Raw genomic sequence first — 13,784 nt, 5'->3', positions numbered from 1 at the left:
AAACCGACACGGGCACGCTCGCGCGCGCCAGGACCGGCTAGAGCCGTGAGCCTTCGTCGTTAGCAGTCGGCGAAGTCCAGTTCGTGGATTTCTTCGGTGGGGTGAAAGCTGCGGCGGCGCGCGTTCAGGAACTCGGCGGTGTCCACGGCCTGCTTGCGCGAGGCGAAGGCCTCGACGGCCGGGCTGGTGCTCAGCCGGTTGGAGAGCCGCTCGATGCGGTCAGCATGGGGATAACGCTCCAGGCAGAAAGCGCTAGGGATCGTCGGATGCGGCATCGGTTGCCAATGAATCGGGGCGGGCAAGAGAAACTCCAGGGAATCAAAAAGTAGTAAGACGGGCTGAGAATGGGCGAAGGGATCGCGCCGGCCAGCGCACGGGCCACCATGCGCTAGCCGGGAAGTGGCACTCGTTCACGAATCGGTCATAGGCGCGGTCCATCGGCAGCCATAGGCGCACGCAAGCAATCGCGGCGAGAGTCGCGGGTTTCACGGTTCAAATTTGTCCAAGACGGGCAACATCGCCCACGCATGCACTCAGCTGTGGTGCATGCGTCGGTGTCTGTCGTGGTGCCCCTGCCGGGGCTCAAGCCTCAGGAGGCTTCGTTGCGCTGGCGGTAGCGCGGCTCGGGCCGCGGCGGTGGCTCGGCGTCCATGTTCCAGCGCGCGCCGAAGCTCGCCATGTACGCCACCACGCGCTCGATCTCTTCATCGCTGAGCACCTGGAATGCCGCCATGAAGAACGCTCGCGTCGTACTGATCTCGCGCGGAGTCTGTCCGCCCGTGTGCTTTCGCCACTGCTCCGGTTGCACCGCGAACAGGCGCGCCATCTCGTAAGCCGAGAGTCCGAACTGCTCCTTGAGCTCCTGGAGGTCTCTCGGCGTCGGCGCACGGTAATCAGTGACCGGGGGCGTGATCCGCATGGGCTTCGCCTGGTCGTCGCTGGAAGCCGTCACTTTGGCTGTGTAGCGCGGGCTGTTGGATTCATCGGTGTACGTCCTTGAAGGGTTGAGGGCGCTGCGTTCACGCTGCACCACAGCATGAATTTTACCGACCCTTTCGGTCGCACACGGGAGTAGTCGACCAAAGTACTACGTGCACTATTTCACGTTGGCGTTGGTTGCATGCGCGCAAGGCGCGTCGCCGCGGCTACGCACCATGCGGGAGAGCTGCTGGCCGATCTTCTGGGCGATCTGCCGACCACGAGTACAGCGCCGGCAGGCAGCTGCATGGGATTGCGGTACTGGGTTGAATGGAGCTCGAACACGCCCCCGCCAAGTGGAGGTGTCGCACGCGGAACTTGATAGGGGGCCGTATCAGCCCAACGCGGCGAAGACAGAGGCTAAGCGGGCGGGCGCGTTCATTCGGGCCTCACATCAAAGTCATCATCTTCATAGATGTGCATGAGCTCAGGGCGCCGCATTTGTCGGCCCTTGGACAGCCTGGCGCGCTCACCCTTCCTGGAGTACTTCGACAGTGCCGCAAGACGAGCGAGTTCCTCGGTGGATTCCTTCACGGTCCCGATGTATCCAACATCGCAAGCGTGTACGAATACCCACCATTCACGCGGTGGAATGCTCATGGCTTGGTGGCGGTTGGGGACGGCTTGCGCATAGCTGAAATCAAAAGCAGAAAGTGCTCGCGAGCGTGCACTCCTTGTCTGGGAATGGCGATCGACGCTCACGATGGCACTGAATTTTGGCGCGAGGAACACCCGGGCGCCCCCTCCTTGACGGGGGGGGCACCTGCGATCGGGCGGTAGATTTGCAGCGGCGGCGTGATCGCTGGATTGGCCGGGTCGTACGACGGCCGCTGACTCATGGGGACTTGGTTCATGAAATTGCCTGCATCGATGGCTGTACCGAAGAGCGCGGAAGGAGTGGGTGCGATACGAACTCTGACAATCGAGGTCTTCTTCGATTTCGTCTGCCGTGGTGCCTCATCGGCAAGCGGCATTTGGACGCCGCTGCGCGCAAACTTGCCGAACTGCGGCAGGACGTGCGTCTCGATGTCTTCTGGCGGTCGCATGCCTTGCTTCCCGACACCCCAGAAGGCGGCGTGCCTTATCAAGCCTTCTACGTGGCACGTCTGGGCAGTTCCAAAGCCGTCATCAGGCGCCGCGCCCAAATGCAGCAGGTCGGCAACGCTGCGGGAGTCCAGTTTGCCCCTGTTCGCCAAACTCCCCTAGCAGTCGTTGGCCAACCGGGAGATCACGCCGAAGGTCAGCTGTCAGGCACGGCCGCGAATTGGTGCTCGCGGCCCTGAACCGACATACGTGGCGTGAATTCCAAAGTCAGCTTCCGCCCGCATTGCTGCCGCGATCGGCAAGGCCGCTCAAGAGCGGCAAGGTGGCATCGTTGGATGGCTTCGTGCCCGGCAGCGCCACTTGATCGAAATTGGCCACCGCCGCCACGTTATGGCTGGCCTCCTCAGAGAAGCAAATCACGGCGCTCTGAGGGAAAGCCGGCATTCGCCCCCCGCTCAAGCGCAGGACAATCGCTCGCATCCCACGCTGCGAGCAAAGTCCCATGCACTCCGGCAAAGCCACCCAGATCCAACTCGACATCACGTCCGATCTTCAGAAGTGGCGCGCGTTTCTCGCCATCGCCGAACTCGGCAGCCTGACGCGCGCGGCACTTTTCTTGGACAGCAACCAGTCGCTACTGAGTCGTCATCTGAATGCGCTGGAACGGGAATGCAAAGCTCGCCTCTTCAACCGCACCGGCCGCGGCGTGGCGCTGTCGGATGTGGGGCAACGCATCTTCCCTCTGGTGAAGGCACTGCTTTCGGATGCGGAGCAACTCGAGCTGGAAATCCACGGTGAGGCGCGTGAGCCCTCCGGCCGGGTCACCATCGGATCACTGCCCTCGATCACCAATCCGATCGTCGGCCGCCTTTTCAAGCAGTTGCGCGATCGTCATCCCGGGATCCAACTCAAGATCCTCGAGGGCTCCAGTGGACAGGTGGAGGAATGGCTGGCCGATGCGCGCGTGGACATCGCCATCCTCTATCGTTACGGCAGCGCGCTGCACGAGCTGGAGCAAGCGCTGGCCACCGTCGACAGCTACCTGATCGGTCCGGCAGGCGACCGGCTGACGAAGGCACCCGAGATCTCCTTCTCGTCGCTGCACGAGTTACCGTTCATCTTGCCGAGCGCGCCCAACGGACTGCGGACAGCGCTCGACGCCATGGCGCGTCAGGAGCACATCACTCTCGCGCCGGCTCTGGAGGCCGATTCGCTTCCGCTCATGCGATCGACGGTCGCCGAAGCCAGGCTCTACACCGTCTTGCCCATTCACGCCGTTTGGACGGAGGTGCAGGAAGGCCGATTGCAAGCCGCCAGGATCGTCTCGCCACCGCTGCAACGGATCGTTTCCATGGCATTGGCGCGCACGAAGGGGCCTGGCCGGGCCGTGTCGGCTGTCGCCTCGGAGATCGTCAGCATCGTGGAAGACAGCGCACGCACCGGCATGTGGCATTTCGGCGGTCCTGCGTAGCCGCCGCCTTGCAAGCGCGCGCATAACAGCGTTGCGGTGCGCGCAGATGCGCCGCCTGCGCTTGTCCCCTAAGCTCGTCGGCAACGATCGATCACTGGAGACACCCGCATGCCAAGAATTTCCCTGCCCGCGCCTGAAACGATGAATCCCGAGCAGCGCGCCGTCTACGACAAGATCATTTCCGGCCCGCGCGGGCGCATCCAGGGTCCACTTCGGGCCGCCCTCCACAACCCGGAACTCGCGGACAAATGGCAGGCAATCGGCGCCCTGCTGCGCTACGGCACCACCCTGCCGCCGCGGCTGTCCGAGATCGCAATCCTCGTCACCGGGCGCGCCTGCAATTCGCCTTTCGAGTGGTACGCCCATCGCGCCGAGGCAGAAAAGGCCGGCATCGAGCCCCCGATCATCGAAGCGCTGCTCGCGCAGACCGAACCGCCGGGCATGTCGGCAGACGACGCCGCCGTCTACCACTACGCGGTCGAGCTCAACCGCCACAATTCGGTTTCTGATGCGACCTACGCGGTCGCCCTTGCACGCTTCGGCGAGCGGACCGTCGTTGAACTGACGGCCCTGGTCGGCTACTACACGATGGTCGCGATGACGCTCAATTGCCACGAGATTCCGCTGCCGGAAGGCGTGGCGCCAGCGTTCCCGTTGCCTCAGAAGGCAGCGCTGCAATGAGCGACGCGGCAAGCGCGCGGCGTGCTGCCGAGGGGTGGGATTGCCACGCCCACCTGTTCGGTCCGTACGATCGCTTTCCGTTGACGGCCGAGCGAAGCTACACGCCACCTGAAGCCATCGAGTCGGCGTATATGGACCTGCTCGCACGACTCGGCCTGGGCCAAGGCGTGCTGGTGCATCCAAGTGCCTATGGCAAGGACCATTCGCTGCTGTTGCACGTGCTGGCCGCGCAGCCCGCCCTGCGCGGCGTGGTCGTGGTGCAACCTGGTGATCCACTGGCGCTTGGCGGCTTGCGTGAGCGCGGCGTGCGTGGCGCACGCTTCAGCCATCGCAGCGGCCCTGGCACCAACTTCGCGGGCAGCGCGTCATTCGACGACCTGTGCGAGTTGGCCCCTGCACTGGCGGATGCCGGCCTGCATGCGGAACTCTGGACAGACTGCAAGGCCTTGCCGGCCATTGCATCGCAGTTGCGGGGATTGCCCGTCCCCATCGTGATCGACCATATGGGAGGCTTCGACGTGAACGCTGGCGTCGACGATGCAGGGTTCCGCACACTGCTCGACCTGCTGGCAACCGGCAAGGTCTGGGTCAAGCTTTGCGCCTACCGCAACCTGCTCGGTTCATCCGACTGGCAAGGGGGCCAGCCGTTCCAGCAGAAGATGATCGAAGCCAACCCCGAGCGTTTGGTGTGGGGCAGCGACTGGCCCCACCTGCGCGTGACGCCCATTCCCGATACCGAGCAATTGCTTTCGATGTTCAAAGCGTGGGCGGGGAGCGAAGCTGTCGCGGACAGGGTACTGCGCATCAACCCGGAAGGCCTTTACCGATGAAAACGCCCACCGCGGCGAGACAGCTTCCACGGGCCGGGCTGTCGGCCCTCGCCGGCCGCGGGAGCCCAGATCAGCGCCCCTCGTAGCGCGGAGCGCGCTTTTCGAGAAACGCGCGCATGCCTTCCTTCTGGTCATCGCTGTCGAACAGCCGTTCGAAGTAGCGGCGCTCGAGCGCAAGCGCGGTCTCCATCGGCACGTCCGCACCGAGACGCACCGCGTCGCGAATGGACTGAACCGCCAGCGGCGGCATGGCGGCGATCTGTCCAGCCAATTCGATGGCCCGCGCAAGCGCTTGCCCAGTCGGAACCAACTCGCTCACGACATTGGCCATGTAGGCGTCGCCGGCCGGGATCGTGTCGCCGGTCAGGCTCCACAGCAGCGTCTTGTAGCGCCCCGCGGCGCGCAGCAGTCGCTGCGTGCCGCCTGCACCGGGCATGATTCCGACCCGTATTTCGGGCTGGCCGAACTTGGCGTCCTCCGCCGCGATGATGATGTCGCAGGCCAGCGCCAGTTCGCAGCCACCACCCAGCGCGTAGCCTTCCACTGCGGCGATCACTGGCTTCGAGAGTTGCCGCACCACGTGGAAGACCCGGTCGGTGTCCAGGCGCACATGGTCGTTCGGCCGCATGGTCGACATCTCGCCGATGTCGGTGCCAGCGACGAAATAACTCTCGCTGCCGGTCAGCACCACGGCGGCAACGTCATCGTCGCTCGCCAGCGCCTCCAGCTGCCCGACCAGGTCGCGCTTGACCTGGAGATTCAGGGCATTGCGACGCTCCGGCCAGTCGATGGTCACGATGCCGACACGGCCTCTGCGCTCGCAGCGCACCACGGGACAAAGGGTCTCGGCATTCATGAGGCGGCCTGCACTTCGCGCTGCAGCCACACCGAACCACGGTAGCGATCCTCACCATAGCTTGCGCCCAGATTGCGAACCGTTCGAAGCACCGTTGCCAGACCGATGTCGCGGCCCCATGCCATCGGACCGACGGGGTAGTTGACGCCCTTTCTCATCGCTGCGTCGACGCTGTCGGCGGAGGCGATGCCTTGGTACACGGCTTCAGCGCCTTCGTTGACCAGCATGGCCACCGTGCGCATCACCAACATGCCGGGCACGTCCGCGAGCTGCGAGACACGCTTGCCCAATGCGCCGAACAAGCCCGCGGCCTTGAGGACGTCGGCGGCGCTTGCCTGGGCCGCCGCGGCGATGGCAATTCGGCCACAGGTGGCGAAATCAAGGGCGAGGTCGAACAGCACCACGGCCTCACCCAGCGTGGCGGCGCGCTCGGTCGCGGTGCGGCCATCGGTCAACGCAAGTACGAGCCCGTCGATGCGCAAGTGGCCATCGCCTGCCGTCCGCTCCAGGCGAATGTCGTCAAGCGTCGCCAACAGATCGACCAGCGGTCGCGCCGGGCCGAGGTCGCCCTCGACACGAACGACCGATGGCTTCCTGTCGGTCGCGAGCTCGTCGATCACGACAGGGCTTGCACCGTCGCGGTAGTCGAAAAAGCCCTGGCCCGACTTGCGCCCCAGCCAGCCGGCATCGACGAGATCCTTCTGCATCAGCGACGGCTTGTAGCGCGGATCGTCGAAGAAGGCTTGGTATACCGAACGCGTGACTGCGAAGTTGACGTCGTGGCCGATCAAGTCCATGAGTTCGCACGGCCCCATGCGGAAGCCGCCGGACTCGCGCATCACGGCATCGAGGGTCGCGGGCGAGGCCACCTGCTCCTGCAACAGCCGCAGGGCCTCGCCATAGAACGGGCGCGCGACCCGGTTGACGATGAAACCCGGCGTCGAGCGGCAGTGCACCGGCGTCTTGCCCCAGGCCAGCGCCGTCGCAAAGATCGTCTGCGCCACGTCGGGCGCGGTGACGTGGCCGCTGACAACTTCGACCAGCGGCAGCACGGTGGCCGGGTTGAAGAAATGCATGCCGACGACGCGCTCCGGTCGCTTCAATCGACCGGCCAGCGCGGTGACCGACAGTGAGGAGGTGTTGGTGGCGACGATGGCATCGACAGGCAACTGGCTTTCCAGCGCCGAGAGCGCGTTGACCTTGGCTTCGAGGTCTTCGTAAATGACCTCGATCACGAGACCGACCTCGGCCATTGCGCCGTCGGGCAGTGTGGATTGAACGCGCTTCAGCACTTCGTCGCGCGCCGCGCCGTCGAGCTTGCCGCGCGCCACCCGCTTGTCCAGGCTCGCGCGGATCATGCCGAGGCCCCGCTCGGCTGCCGCGTCGCTGGCGTCGCGCAGGTAGACCGTGTGCCCGGCGGCGGCGGCTACCTCCGCGATGCCGCTTCCCATGGTGCCGGCACCGACCACGATGACGCTCTTCGTCAGCGGCAAAGCATCGCCGCAGCTTGAGGTGTGTTGATCAGCCATCGACAGGCTCCGTGGACTGGAAGGACGGGCGCGCCCGCAAAGTTGCAAACCAGGCGGCGAGACGGGGCGCCAGCGCGCGCCAGCCCAGGGAGTCGAAGCGGTAGTCGAGATACCCGAGGGCGCAGCCAAGCGTCACGTGGCCGATGGAGAACGGCGCGCCGCCGATCGGGTCGGCCTCTGCGTCGAGCAATTTCAACGCAGCGCGGGTCTTGAGCTCGAAGGCATCCGTCAGCGCCTGCAACGGATGCTCGCGTTCGCGCTCGTTGCGCCACAGGATCAGCACATCGAGCAGGCCATCCCCCAGCGCATGCCAGCGCAACGCCTGCCATCGTGCCTCGCCCTGCACCGGGAACAGCGAACCGCCGGCCTGATCGTTCAGGTATTCGCAGATCACGATCGAATCGAAAAGCGTCGAGCCGTCTTCGCGCACCAGCGTCGGAATCTTCGACAACGGGTTGTCCACCATGAGGGCCGCGTTGGGTTTGAGCATGGCCGCCACCGAGCGCACGAGCTCGAGGTTGTGCACGACGTCGAGTTCGTGCGCGCAGATCATCACCTTTCGCACATAGGGCGACTTGGGTGACCAGTGCAGTTTCATCTTTTCCGTCATCAGATCGCTCCCGCGGCTCGCAGGGAATCGATGCATCCCGGGCTGTAGCCCAGCTCCGCGAGGATGTCGTCGCTGTGCTGGCCGAGCAGGGGCGGTGCGGACTGTGTCTGCAGCGGCGACTCGGCAAAGCGCATCGGGCTGACCACCTGGGGCACGTCGACGCCGCTCGGGTGCGGCACGTAGCGCAGCATCTCGCGCGCCTTGACTTGCGGTTCCTTGAACACATCCGCCACGGTGTTGATGGGGCCGCAAGGCACGCCCGCCTTGTCGAGGGCTGCAATCAGCCGGTCGCGCTCCCACTCGGCGAAGACGTCGCGCAACATGCCCGAGAGTTCGCCGATATTGCGCACCCGCTGTGCGTTGGTGGCAAAGCGCTCGTCGACGATCCAGTCGGGCCGCCCGAACACCTCGCACAGCTTCGCGAACTGGCCGTCGTTGCCCACCACCAGGATCACATCGCCGTCCGCACAGCCATACACGTCCTGCGGCTGGATGTTGGGATGCGCGTTGCCGTTGCGGCGCGGCACCTTGCCCGAGACCAGATAGTTCATGGCCTGATTGGACAGGGTGGCGACCTGCACGTCGAGCATCGCAATGTCGATGTTGTCGCCGACGCCCGTTTCGTTGCGCCGTGCCAAAGCGGCCAGCACTGAGACGGCGGTGTACATGCCGGTCATCAGGTCGACCATCGGGATGCCGACCTTCTGCGGTCCGCCGCCCGGGCGACCGTCCTTCTCGCCGGTCACGCTCATCAGGCCGCCCATGGCCTGGATGAGGAAGTCGTACGCGGGCTGGTCGCGCCGCGGTCCCGTCTGGCCGAAGCCGGTGACCGAGCAGTAGATGAGGCGCGGGTTGATCTCGCGCAGCGAAGCCTCGTCGAGCCCGTAGCGCTTGAGGGTGCCGGCCTTGTAGTTCTCCAGCACGATGTCCGCCTTTGCGGCCAACGCCTTGACGATCTTCTGCCCTTCGGGCTTTTCGAGGCTCACGGTGATCGAGCGCTTGCCGCGATTGACGGCGAGGTAATAGCCGGCTTCCTTGGTGTCCTTGCCCTCGGCGTCCTTCAGGAACGGAGGGCCCCAGGTGCGGGTGTCGTCGCCAGCGCCCGGCCGTTCGACCTTGATGACGTCGGCGCCGAGGTCGGCGAGGATCTGGCTGGCCCAGGGGGCGGCGAGGATGCGGCTCAGATCAAGCACCTTGACGTGCGAGAGGGGGCCCTTGGCGGTGGTCATGTGAAGTCTCCTTTGGATGGAGACAATTCTGGAAGTGCGATGCGTTCGGGGCTACGCCCTCGGCGGCAACGCTGTGATGCGCCGCGGCGCATACCGGCGGCCTGCACTGTACCGGTCCGCATAGCAGGTTTGCGCGGAAGACCGGTGCCACACGACGGCCATGTTCCTAAAGTCCATTCATCACGAACCGGAGACATTGACCATGAATCGACTTTTCAGATCCGCCGCGACTCTTGCCTTCGCATTGGCCGCAACTTCAGGATGGGCGCAGGCCTACCCGACCAAACCGATCCGCGTGATCGTGCCCTTCCCCGCAGGCGGTCCTGTCGACCAGACAGCGCGTGCGCTGGGCTCCCGGCTGGGTACGTCGCTTGGCCAGTCCATCATCATCGACAACAAGGGTGGTGCGGGCGGCCTGCTCGGCGCCGACGCCGTTGCCAAATCGGCGGCGGATGGCTATACGCTGCTGTTCTCCTCTGCCGGCGCACTGGCCATCGTTCCGCACATCGTGCCGTCGATGCCCTACAACCCGCAGAAGGACCTGGTGGCCGTCACCCAGGCACTCAAGGTGCCTGCAGTGCTGGTCGTGGCTGCCAACTCGAAGTTCAAGACATTCGCCGACTTGAAGGCCGCTGCCACGGGCGATGCCAGCAAGATCAACTACGCTTCGGCTGGCAGCGGCACCACGCCGCACCTGCAAGCCGAGTTGCTCAAGCGCGAAGCGAAGCTCAACATGAACCACATTCCCTATCGGGGTGCGGCACCCGCGCTGACGGACCTCATGGGCGGGCAGGTGGACATGATGATGGTCGACATCCCGGTGGTGCTGCCCTTCATCCAGTCGGGCAAGCTGCGCGCGCTGGCGGTGACCAATGCCAAGCGAATCCCGGTGCTCAAGGATGTGCCCACTGTCGGCGAGCTGGGCTTGCCCAAAGCCGAGGCCTACAACTGGTACGGAATGCTCGCCCCGGCTCGCACACCGCCCGAGATCATCAACAAGCTGTACACCTCCGTCGGTGCCGCTTTGCGCTCGCCGGAACTGAAGCAGCAATTCGATCAGCAAGGCGTGGAAGTCGTCGGCAGCAAGCCGGAGGAATTCGGAGCATTCATCTCCGCGGAGTCGGAACGCTGGGGCTCGCTGGCAAAGGCGGTGGGCGCCAAGCTGGAATAGCGCGGCGGCCGAAGGCATCGGCCGAGTCGGCCGGTCGAATTACAGACTTCAGCGCTCGTGCGGGCGCTGAAGTCTTTTCCCTTTACGCTGCTGCCGGCCTCTTGGACAACTCCAGCTTGGCGATGGCATTGCGGTGCACTTCATCCGGGCCGTCGACGATGCGCACAGTGCGCTGGTGCGCATAAGCCTCGGCCAGCCAGAAGTCCTGGCTGACGCCGGCCGCACCATGCGCCTGGATCGCCCAGTCGACCACCTTGCACGACGTGTTGGGCGCGACCACCTTGATCATGGCGATCTCCGCACGCGCTTCCTTGTTGCCGACCGTGTCCATCTTGTGGGCAGCATTCAGCGTCAGCAATCGCGCCTGGTCGATCAGGCAGCGCGACTCGGCGATGCGTTCATGCCAGACGGATTGCTCGGCCAGCGGCTTGCCGAAGGCGATGCGCGAACGAAGGCGGTCGCACATCATCTCCAGCGCGCGCTCGGCGGCGCCGATGGAACGCATGCAGTGGTGGATGCGTCCAGGGCCAAGGCGGCCCTGGGCGATCTCGAAGCCACGGCCTTCGCCCAGGAGGATGTTGCCGACCGGGACGCGGACGTTTTCCAGCAGAACTTCCATGTGGCCGTGCGGTGCGTCGTCATAGCCGAACACCGACAGGTGGCGCAACACGCTCACGCCGGGCGTGTCGCGCGGCACCAGCACCATCGACTGTTGCGCATGGCGCGGCGCGTCAGGGTCGGTCTTTCCCATCACGATGAAGATCTTGCAACGCGGGCTGCCCGCGCCGGACGAGAACCACTTGCGGCCGTTGATGACGTACTCGTCGCCCTCGCGCGTGATGGTGCACTGGATGTTGGTGGCGTCCGAAGAGGCAACGGCCGGCTCGGTCATCAGGAAGCCGGAGCGGATCTGGCCGGCGAGCAGCGGCTCGAGCCACTGGTCCTTCTGCGCCTCGGTGCCGTAGCGCTCGATGGTTTCCATGTTGCCCGTGTCGGGCGCCGAGCAGTTGAACACCTCGCCGGACCAGGAGACACGGCCCATCACTTCGCACAGAGGTGCGTAGTCCAGGTTCGAAATACCTGGCACGCCGCGATACTCGTGCGGCAGGAACATGTTCCAGAGGCCGGCGGCGCGCGCGAGCGGCTTGAGCTCCTCGATCAACGGCGACACCTGCCAGGCATTGCCCGAGCGACGGAATGCACCCATCTCCTCGTAGTAGCGTCCCTCGTTGGGATAGATGTGCTGGTCGAAGAACTGCCGCATCCGCTGCAGCAGGTCCTGTGTCTTGGGGGAGGGTTCGGCAAACATGGTGTGTCCTTCAGTCTTGAGGGCCGCGTCCGGTCCTGACGCTTGCTGTTCAAGATTAGAACGCTGCCGATGGAAAAAAGCCGTCTCGCGTGTGACGAGGCGGCTGGCGATCGGAAATCAGTCGAGGCGCACGCCCGAGCGCTTCACCACCTCCGACCACTTCGCTGTATCCGCGCGAATCAGTGCCGCGAATTCCTTCGACGTGCTGAGACGAACTTCGATGCCGGCATCGGCCATCTGCCGGACGATGTCAGGCGACGACATGGCCGCGCCGATCTCGTCATGCAACTTCGCGACGATGTTGCTGGGCGTGCCGGCCGGCGCGAGCACGCCGAGCCAGAGCGACATTTCGTAGCCGGCCATGCCCGGTGTTTCCGAGATGGTTGGCACGTTCGGCATGGTCGGCAGGCGCTTGCGGCCGGTGAGCCCGAGCGGGCGCACTTTCCCGGTCTTGACGTATTCGACGAAGTTCGACGCAGTGTCGAACATCATCGAAGTGCGGCCGCCGAGGAAGTCGGTCATCGCGGGCGCGCTCCCCTTGTAGGGGACGTGCGTCAGGTCGACCTTGGCCAGGCTCTTGAAGAGCTCGCCGGACAGGTGGCTGGTCGTGCCGTTGCCCGCCGATGCAAAGGTCAGCTCCCCGGGCTTTTTGCGCGCAAGCTCGATGAGGTCGGCCACCGACTTGGCGGGCACGTCCGGATTGACCACGAGCAGGTTCGACGTGTTGTGGGTCAGCGTGATGGGCTCGAAGCTCTTGGCCGGGTCATAGCGCAGGTTCTTGTACAGGCTAGGGTTGATGGTGAGCGAACCCATGGTGGCGAACAGCAGTGTGTAGCCATCCGGTGCCGCAGTCGCCACGGCTTCGGCGCCGATGCCGCCGCCAGCACCGGCGCGGTTGTCGATGATCACGGCCTGGCCGAGTCGTTCTGCCAACTTCTGACCCATGGTGCGTGCCATCAGGTCGGTCGCGCCACCTGCGGGGAACGGCACCACGAGGCGGATCGGCTTGTCCGGATACCCGGTCGCATGGGCAGGCAGGCCCAGCGCCGAGAGCCCGAACAACCCGCAGGCCAGCAGCATCCCGCGTCGCGTCGGGTGCAGGTTGCCCGGACGTGAGCGTGAGTCAGCGGGCGCCATGGCTCAGCGTCCCGTGAAGACCGGCGCGCGCTTTTCCGCAAACGCCCGCTGCGCTTCCTTCGCGTCGTCGGTCTTGCCGATCAGCGCCGTCATGTCCTGTTCGTAGCGATAGCCATCGCGCAGGCTCATGTCCTCGATCACGTTCAGCGTGTGCTTGCCCATGCGTGTCGACACCGGGCTCTTGGACGCGATGGTGGCCGCGATCTCCAGCGCCTTCGGCATCAAATCCTCCGGTGACGTGCACTCTTCGATGATGCCGAGGCGATAGAGCTCGGCCCCTGGTACGCGCATGCCGGTCAACATCATCCGACGCAAGCGGGAGTGGCTGAAGAGCCGCATCGCGTGGCGGCAGCCCCCGAGCAGCCCCACGTCGACTTCGGGCAGGCCGAGCGATGCTTTTTCCGATGCGATCAGGATGTCGCTGGAGGCGGCCATCGCGACACCGGAGCCGAGCGCAGCGCCGTTGATCGCACAGATCACCGGCTTGGCGCATTCTCGGATCGCATGGAAACATTCGCGTGTTCGCCTCGAATGCGCGGGCAGGTCGCCCGGGCCCTTGATGACCGAAGCGCGGCCCTTGAGGTCGGCGCCGGCACAGAACACCTTGCCCGCGCCGGTCAGCACGACGACGCGCACTTCGTCCATCTCCGAGATCCGATCGAGGGCCAGCGTGAGTTCGTCGTTGAGCGTGCGCGTGAGCGCATTCACTGGCGGGCTGTTGAGCGTGAGGGTGGCTACGAAGTTGTTCAGCTCGTAGTTGAGTTGGGTCAGGTCGTCCATGGTCTCCATTTCCGGCGCGAAACGCGCTCGTCTTGTTCGGTGTTGCCAGTCTAGTGACGGGACTCCCTCGACGAAGCCATCCCTCCCACAGAGCTGGTATGCACTTTTCGGCAAGTCGCTTGAGCGGAAACGGAGAGCTCATCGCTCAAAGCTGGCTGT

General features: G+C 64.9%; 16 protein-coding genes. 4 read left to right on the top strand and 12 right to left on the bottom strand.

Annotated elements, in window-relative coordinates; translation table 11 throughout:
• Positions 1–59 precede the first annotated feature (59 nt).
• The 5 genes from QTI04_RS00750 to QTI04_RS00730 all read right to left on the bottom strand — a co-directional run bounded on the left by QTI04_RS00750 (position 60) and on the right by QTI04_RS00730 (position 2,502).
• Positions 60–302 carry a hypothetical protein gene (locus QTI04_RS00750; protein WP_286602621.1) on the bottom strand — a complete coding sequence of 81 codons (243 nt, stop codon included), beginning with the start codon at positions 300–302 and terminating at the stop codon, positions 60–62.
• A 287-nt stretch (positions 303–589) separates the two neighbouring features.
• Positions 590–919: an XRE family transcriptional regulator gene (locus tag QTI04_RS00745; RefSeq protein WP_286613778.1), complete on the bottom strand. Its 330-nt coding sequence runs from the start codon at positions 917–919 to the stop codon at positions 590–592.
• Between the two features lie 437 nt (positions 920–1,356).
• A complete protein-coding gene (locus QTI04_RS00740; RefSeq protein WP_286613777.1) occupies positions 1,357–1,680 on the bottom strand; it encodes a hypothetical protein in 324 nt (107 codons plus the stop codon).
• Positions 1,677–2,024 (bottom strand): hypothetical protein, encoded by a 348-nt coding sequence (locus QTI04_RS00735; protein WP_286613775.1) that lies wholly within the window; start codon positions 2,022–2,024, stop codon positions 1,677–1,679. Before QTI04_RS00735 ends, QTI04_RS00740 begins: the two co-directional genes overlap by 4 nt.
• Before the next feature lie 265 nt (positions 2,025–2,289).
• Positions 2,290–2,502 (bottom strand): hypothetical protein, encoded by a 213-nt coding sequence (locus QTI04_RS00730; RefSeq protein ID WP_286613773.1) that lies wholly within the window; start codon positions 2,500–2,502, stop codon positions 2,290–2,292.
• Positions 2,503–2,524: 22 nt separating this feature from the next.
• On the opposite strand from QTI04_RS00730, the gene QTI04_RS00725 reads away from it, so the two are divergent.
• From QTI04_RS00725 to QTI04_RS00715, 3 genes are all read left to right on the top strand, one after another.
• Positions 2,525–3,493, top strand: coding sequence for a LysR substrate-binding domain-containing protein (locus tag QTI04_RS00725; protein WP_286602615.1), 969 nt, complete (start codon positions 2,525–2,527; stop codon positions 3,491–3,493).
• A gap of 108 nt (positions 3,494–3,601) precedes the next feature.
• Positions 3,602–4,174 carry a carboxymuconolactone decarboxylase family protein gene (locus QTI04_RS00720; protein ID WP_286602614.1) on the top strand — a complete coding sequence of 191 codons (573 nt, stop codon included), beginning with the start codon at positions 3,602–3,604 and terminating at the stop codon, positions 4,172–4,174.
• Positions 4,171–5,004, top strand: coding sequence for an amidohydrolase (locus QTI04_RS00715; RefSeq protein ID WP_286613772.1), 834 nt, complete (start codon positions 4,171–4,173; stop codon positions 5,002–5,004). The genes QTI04_RS00720 and QTI04_RS00715 overlap by 4 nt, the downstream gene beginning before the upstream one ends.
• A gap of 70 nt (positions 5,005–5,074) precedes the next feature.
• Here the strand turns inward: QTI04_RS00715 and QTI04_RS00710 are convergent, their stop codons facing one another.
• The 4 genes from QTI04_RS00710 to QTI04_RS00695 are packed head-to-tail and all read right to left on the bottom strand — an operon-like array spanning position 5,075 to position 9,228.
• Positions 5,075–5,860: an enoyl-CoA hydratase-related protein gene (locus QTI04_RS00710; RefSeq protein ID WP_286613770.1), complete on the bottom strand. Its 786-nt coding sequence runs from the start codon at positions 5,858–5,860 to the stop codon at positions 5,075–5,077.
• Entirely contained in the window at positions 5,857–7,389 is a 1,533-nt protein-coding gene (locus tag QTI04_RS00705; RefSeq protein WP_286613767.1) for a 3-hydroxyacyl-CoA dehydrogenase, read from the bottom strand. Before QTI04_RS00705 ends, QTI04_RS00710 begins: the two co-directional genes overlap by 4 nt.
• Positions 7,382–7,999 carry a glutathione S-transferase family protein gene (locus QTI04_RS00700; protein ID WP_286613765.1) on the bottom strand — a complete coding sequence of 206 codons (618 nt, stop codon included), beginning with the start codon at positions 7,997–7,999 and terminating at the stop codon, positions 7,382–7,384. Before QTI04_RS00700 ends, QTI04_RS00705 begins: the two co-directional genes overlap by 8 nt.
• Positions 7,999–9,228 (bottom strand): CaiB/BaiF CoA-transferase family protein, encoded by a 1,230-nt coding sequence (locus QTI04_RS00695; RefSeq protein WP_286613764.1) that lies wholly within the window; start codon positions 9,226–9,228, stop codon positions 7,999–8,001. The genes QTI04_RS00700 and QTI04_RS00695 overlap by 1 nt, the downstream gene beginning before the upstream one ends.
• A 202-nt stretch (positions 9,229–9,430) precedes the next feature.
• On the opposite strand from QTI04_RS00695, the gene QTI04_RS00690 reads away from it, so the two are divergent.
• Positions 9,431–10,399, top strand: coding sequence for a tripartite tricarboxylate transporter substrate binding protein (locus QTI04_RS00690; protein WP_286613763.1), 969 nt, complete (start codon positions 9,431–9,433; stop codon positions 10,397–10,399).
• An 82-nt stretch (positions 10,400–10,481) separates the two neighbouring features.
• Here the strand turns inward: QTI04_RS00690 and QTI04_RS00685 are convergent, their stop codons facing one another.
• The 3 genes from QTI04_RS00685 to QTI04_RS00675 form a co-directional block, all read right to left on the bottom strand.
• On the bottom strand, positions 10,482–11,708 hold the full coding sequence (locus QTI04_RS00685) for an acyl-CoA dehydrogenase family protein (RefSeq protein WP_286613761.1): 1,227 nt from the start codon (positions 11,706–11,708) through the stop codon (positions 10,482–10,484).
• A 117-nt stretch (positions 11,709–11,825) separates the two neighbouring features.
• Complete coding sequence (locus QTI04_RS00680) at positions 11,826–12,845, bottom strand: tripartite tricarboxylate transporter substrate binding protein (protein WP_286613759.1); 1,020 nt, start codon at positions 12,843–12,845, stop codon at positions 11,826–11,828.
• Positions 12,846–12,848: 3 nt separating this feature from the next.
• On the bottom strand, positions 12,849–13,625 hold the full coding sequence (locus QTI04_RS00675) for an enoyl-CoA hydratase/isomerase family protein (protein WP_286602602.1): 777 nt from the start codon (positions 13,623–13,625) through the stop codon (positions 12,849–12,851).
• Positions 13,626–13,784 lie beyond the last annotated feature (159 nt).

It is taken from the genome of Variovorax sp. J22R115, from assembly GCF_030317005.1.
Classification (GTDB): domain Bacteria; phylum Pseudomonadota; class Gammaproteobacteria; order Burkholderiales; family Burkholderiaceae_C; genus Variovorax.
The sequence above is the reverse complement of the archived record's forward strand: the minus strand, read 5'-3'. Positions and strand labels throughout refer to the sequence as shown.

Coding starts and splice junctions, on each gene's coding strand:
- QTI04_RS00745 (WP_286613778.1), bottom strand. CDS start 919: ATGCGGATCACGCCCCCGGTCACTGATTACCGTGCGCCGACGCCGAGA.
- QTI04_RS00735 (WP_286613775.1), bottom strand. CDS start 2,024: ATGCGACCGCCAGAAGACATCGAGACGCACGTCCTGCCGCAGTTCGGC.
- QTI04_RS00730 (WP_286613773.1), bottom strand. CDS start 2,502: ATGCGAGCGATTGTCCTGCGCTTGAGCGGGGGGCGAATGCCGGCTTTC.
- QTI04_RS00725 (WP_286602615.1), top strand. CDS start 2,525: ATGCACTCCGGCAAAGCCACCCAGATCCAACTCGACATCACGTCCGAT.
- QTI04_RS00720 (WP_286602614.1), top strand. CDS start 3,602: ATGCCAAGAATTTCCCTGCCCGCGCCTGAAACGATGAATCCCGAGCAG.
- QTI04_RS00715 (WP_286613772.1), top strand. CDS start 4,171: ATGAGCGACGCGGCAAGCGCGCGGCGTGCTGCCGAGGGGTGGGATTGC.
- QTI04_RS00710 (WP_286613770.1), bottom strand. CDS start 5,860: ATGAATGCCGAGACCCTTTGTCCCGTGGTGCGCTGCGAGCGCAGAGGC.
- QTI04_RS00705 (WP_286613767.1), bottom strand. CDS start 7,389: ATGGCTGATCAACACACCTCAAGCTGCGGCGATGCTTTGCCGCTGACG.
- QTI04_RS00700 (WP_286613765.1), bottom strand. CDS start 7,999: ATGACGGAAAAGATGAAACTGCACTGGTCACCCAAGTCGCCCTATGTG.
- QTI04_RS00695 (WP_286613764.1), bottom strand. CDS start 9,228: ATGACCACCGCCAAGGGCCCCCTCTCGCACGTCAAGGTGCTTGATCTG.
- QTI04_RS00690 (WP_286613763.1), top strand. CDS start 9,431: ATGAATCGACTTTTCAGATCCGCCGCGACTCTTGCCTTCGCATTGGCC.
- QTI04_RS00685 (WP_286613761.1), bottom strand. CDS start 11,708: ATGTTTGCCGAACCCTCCCCCAAGACACAGGACCTGCTGCAGCGGATG.
- QTI04_RS00680 (WP_286613759.1), bottom strand. CDS start 12,845: ATGGCGCCCGCTGACTCACGCTCACGTCCGGGCAACCTGCACCCGACG.
- QTI04_RS00675 (WP_286602602.1), bottom strand. CDS start 13,625: ATGGACGACCTGACCCAACTCAACTACGAGCTGAACAACTTCGTAGCC.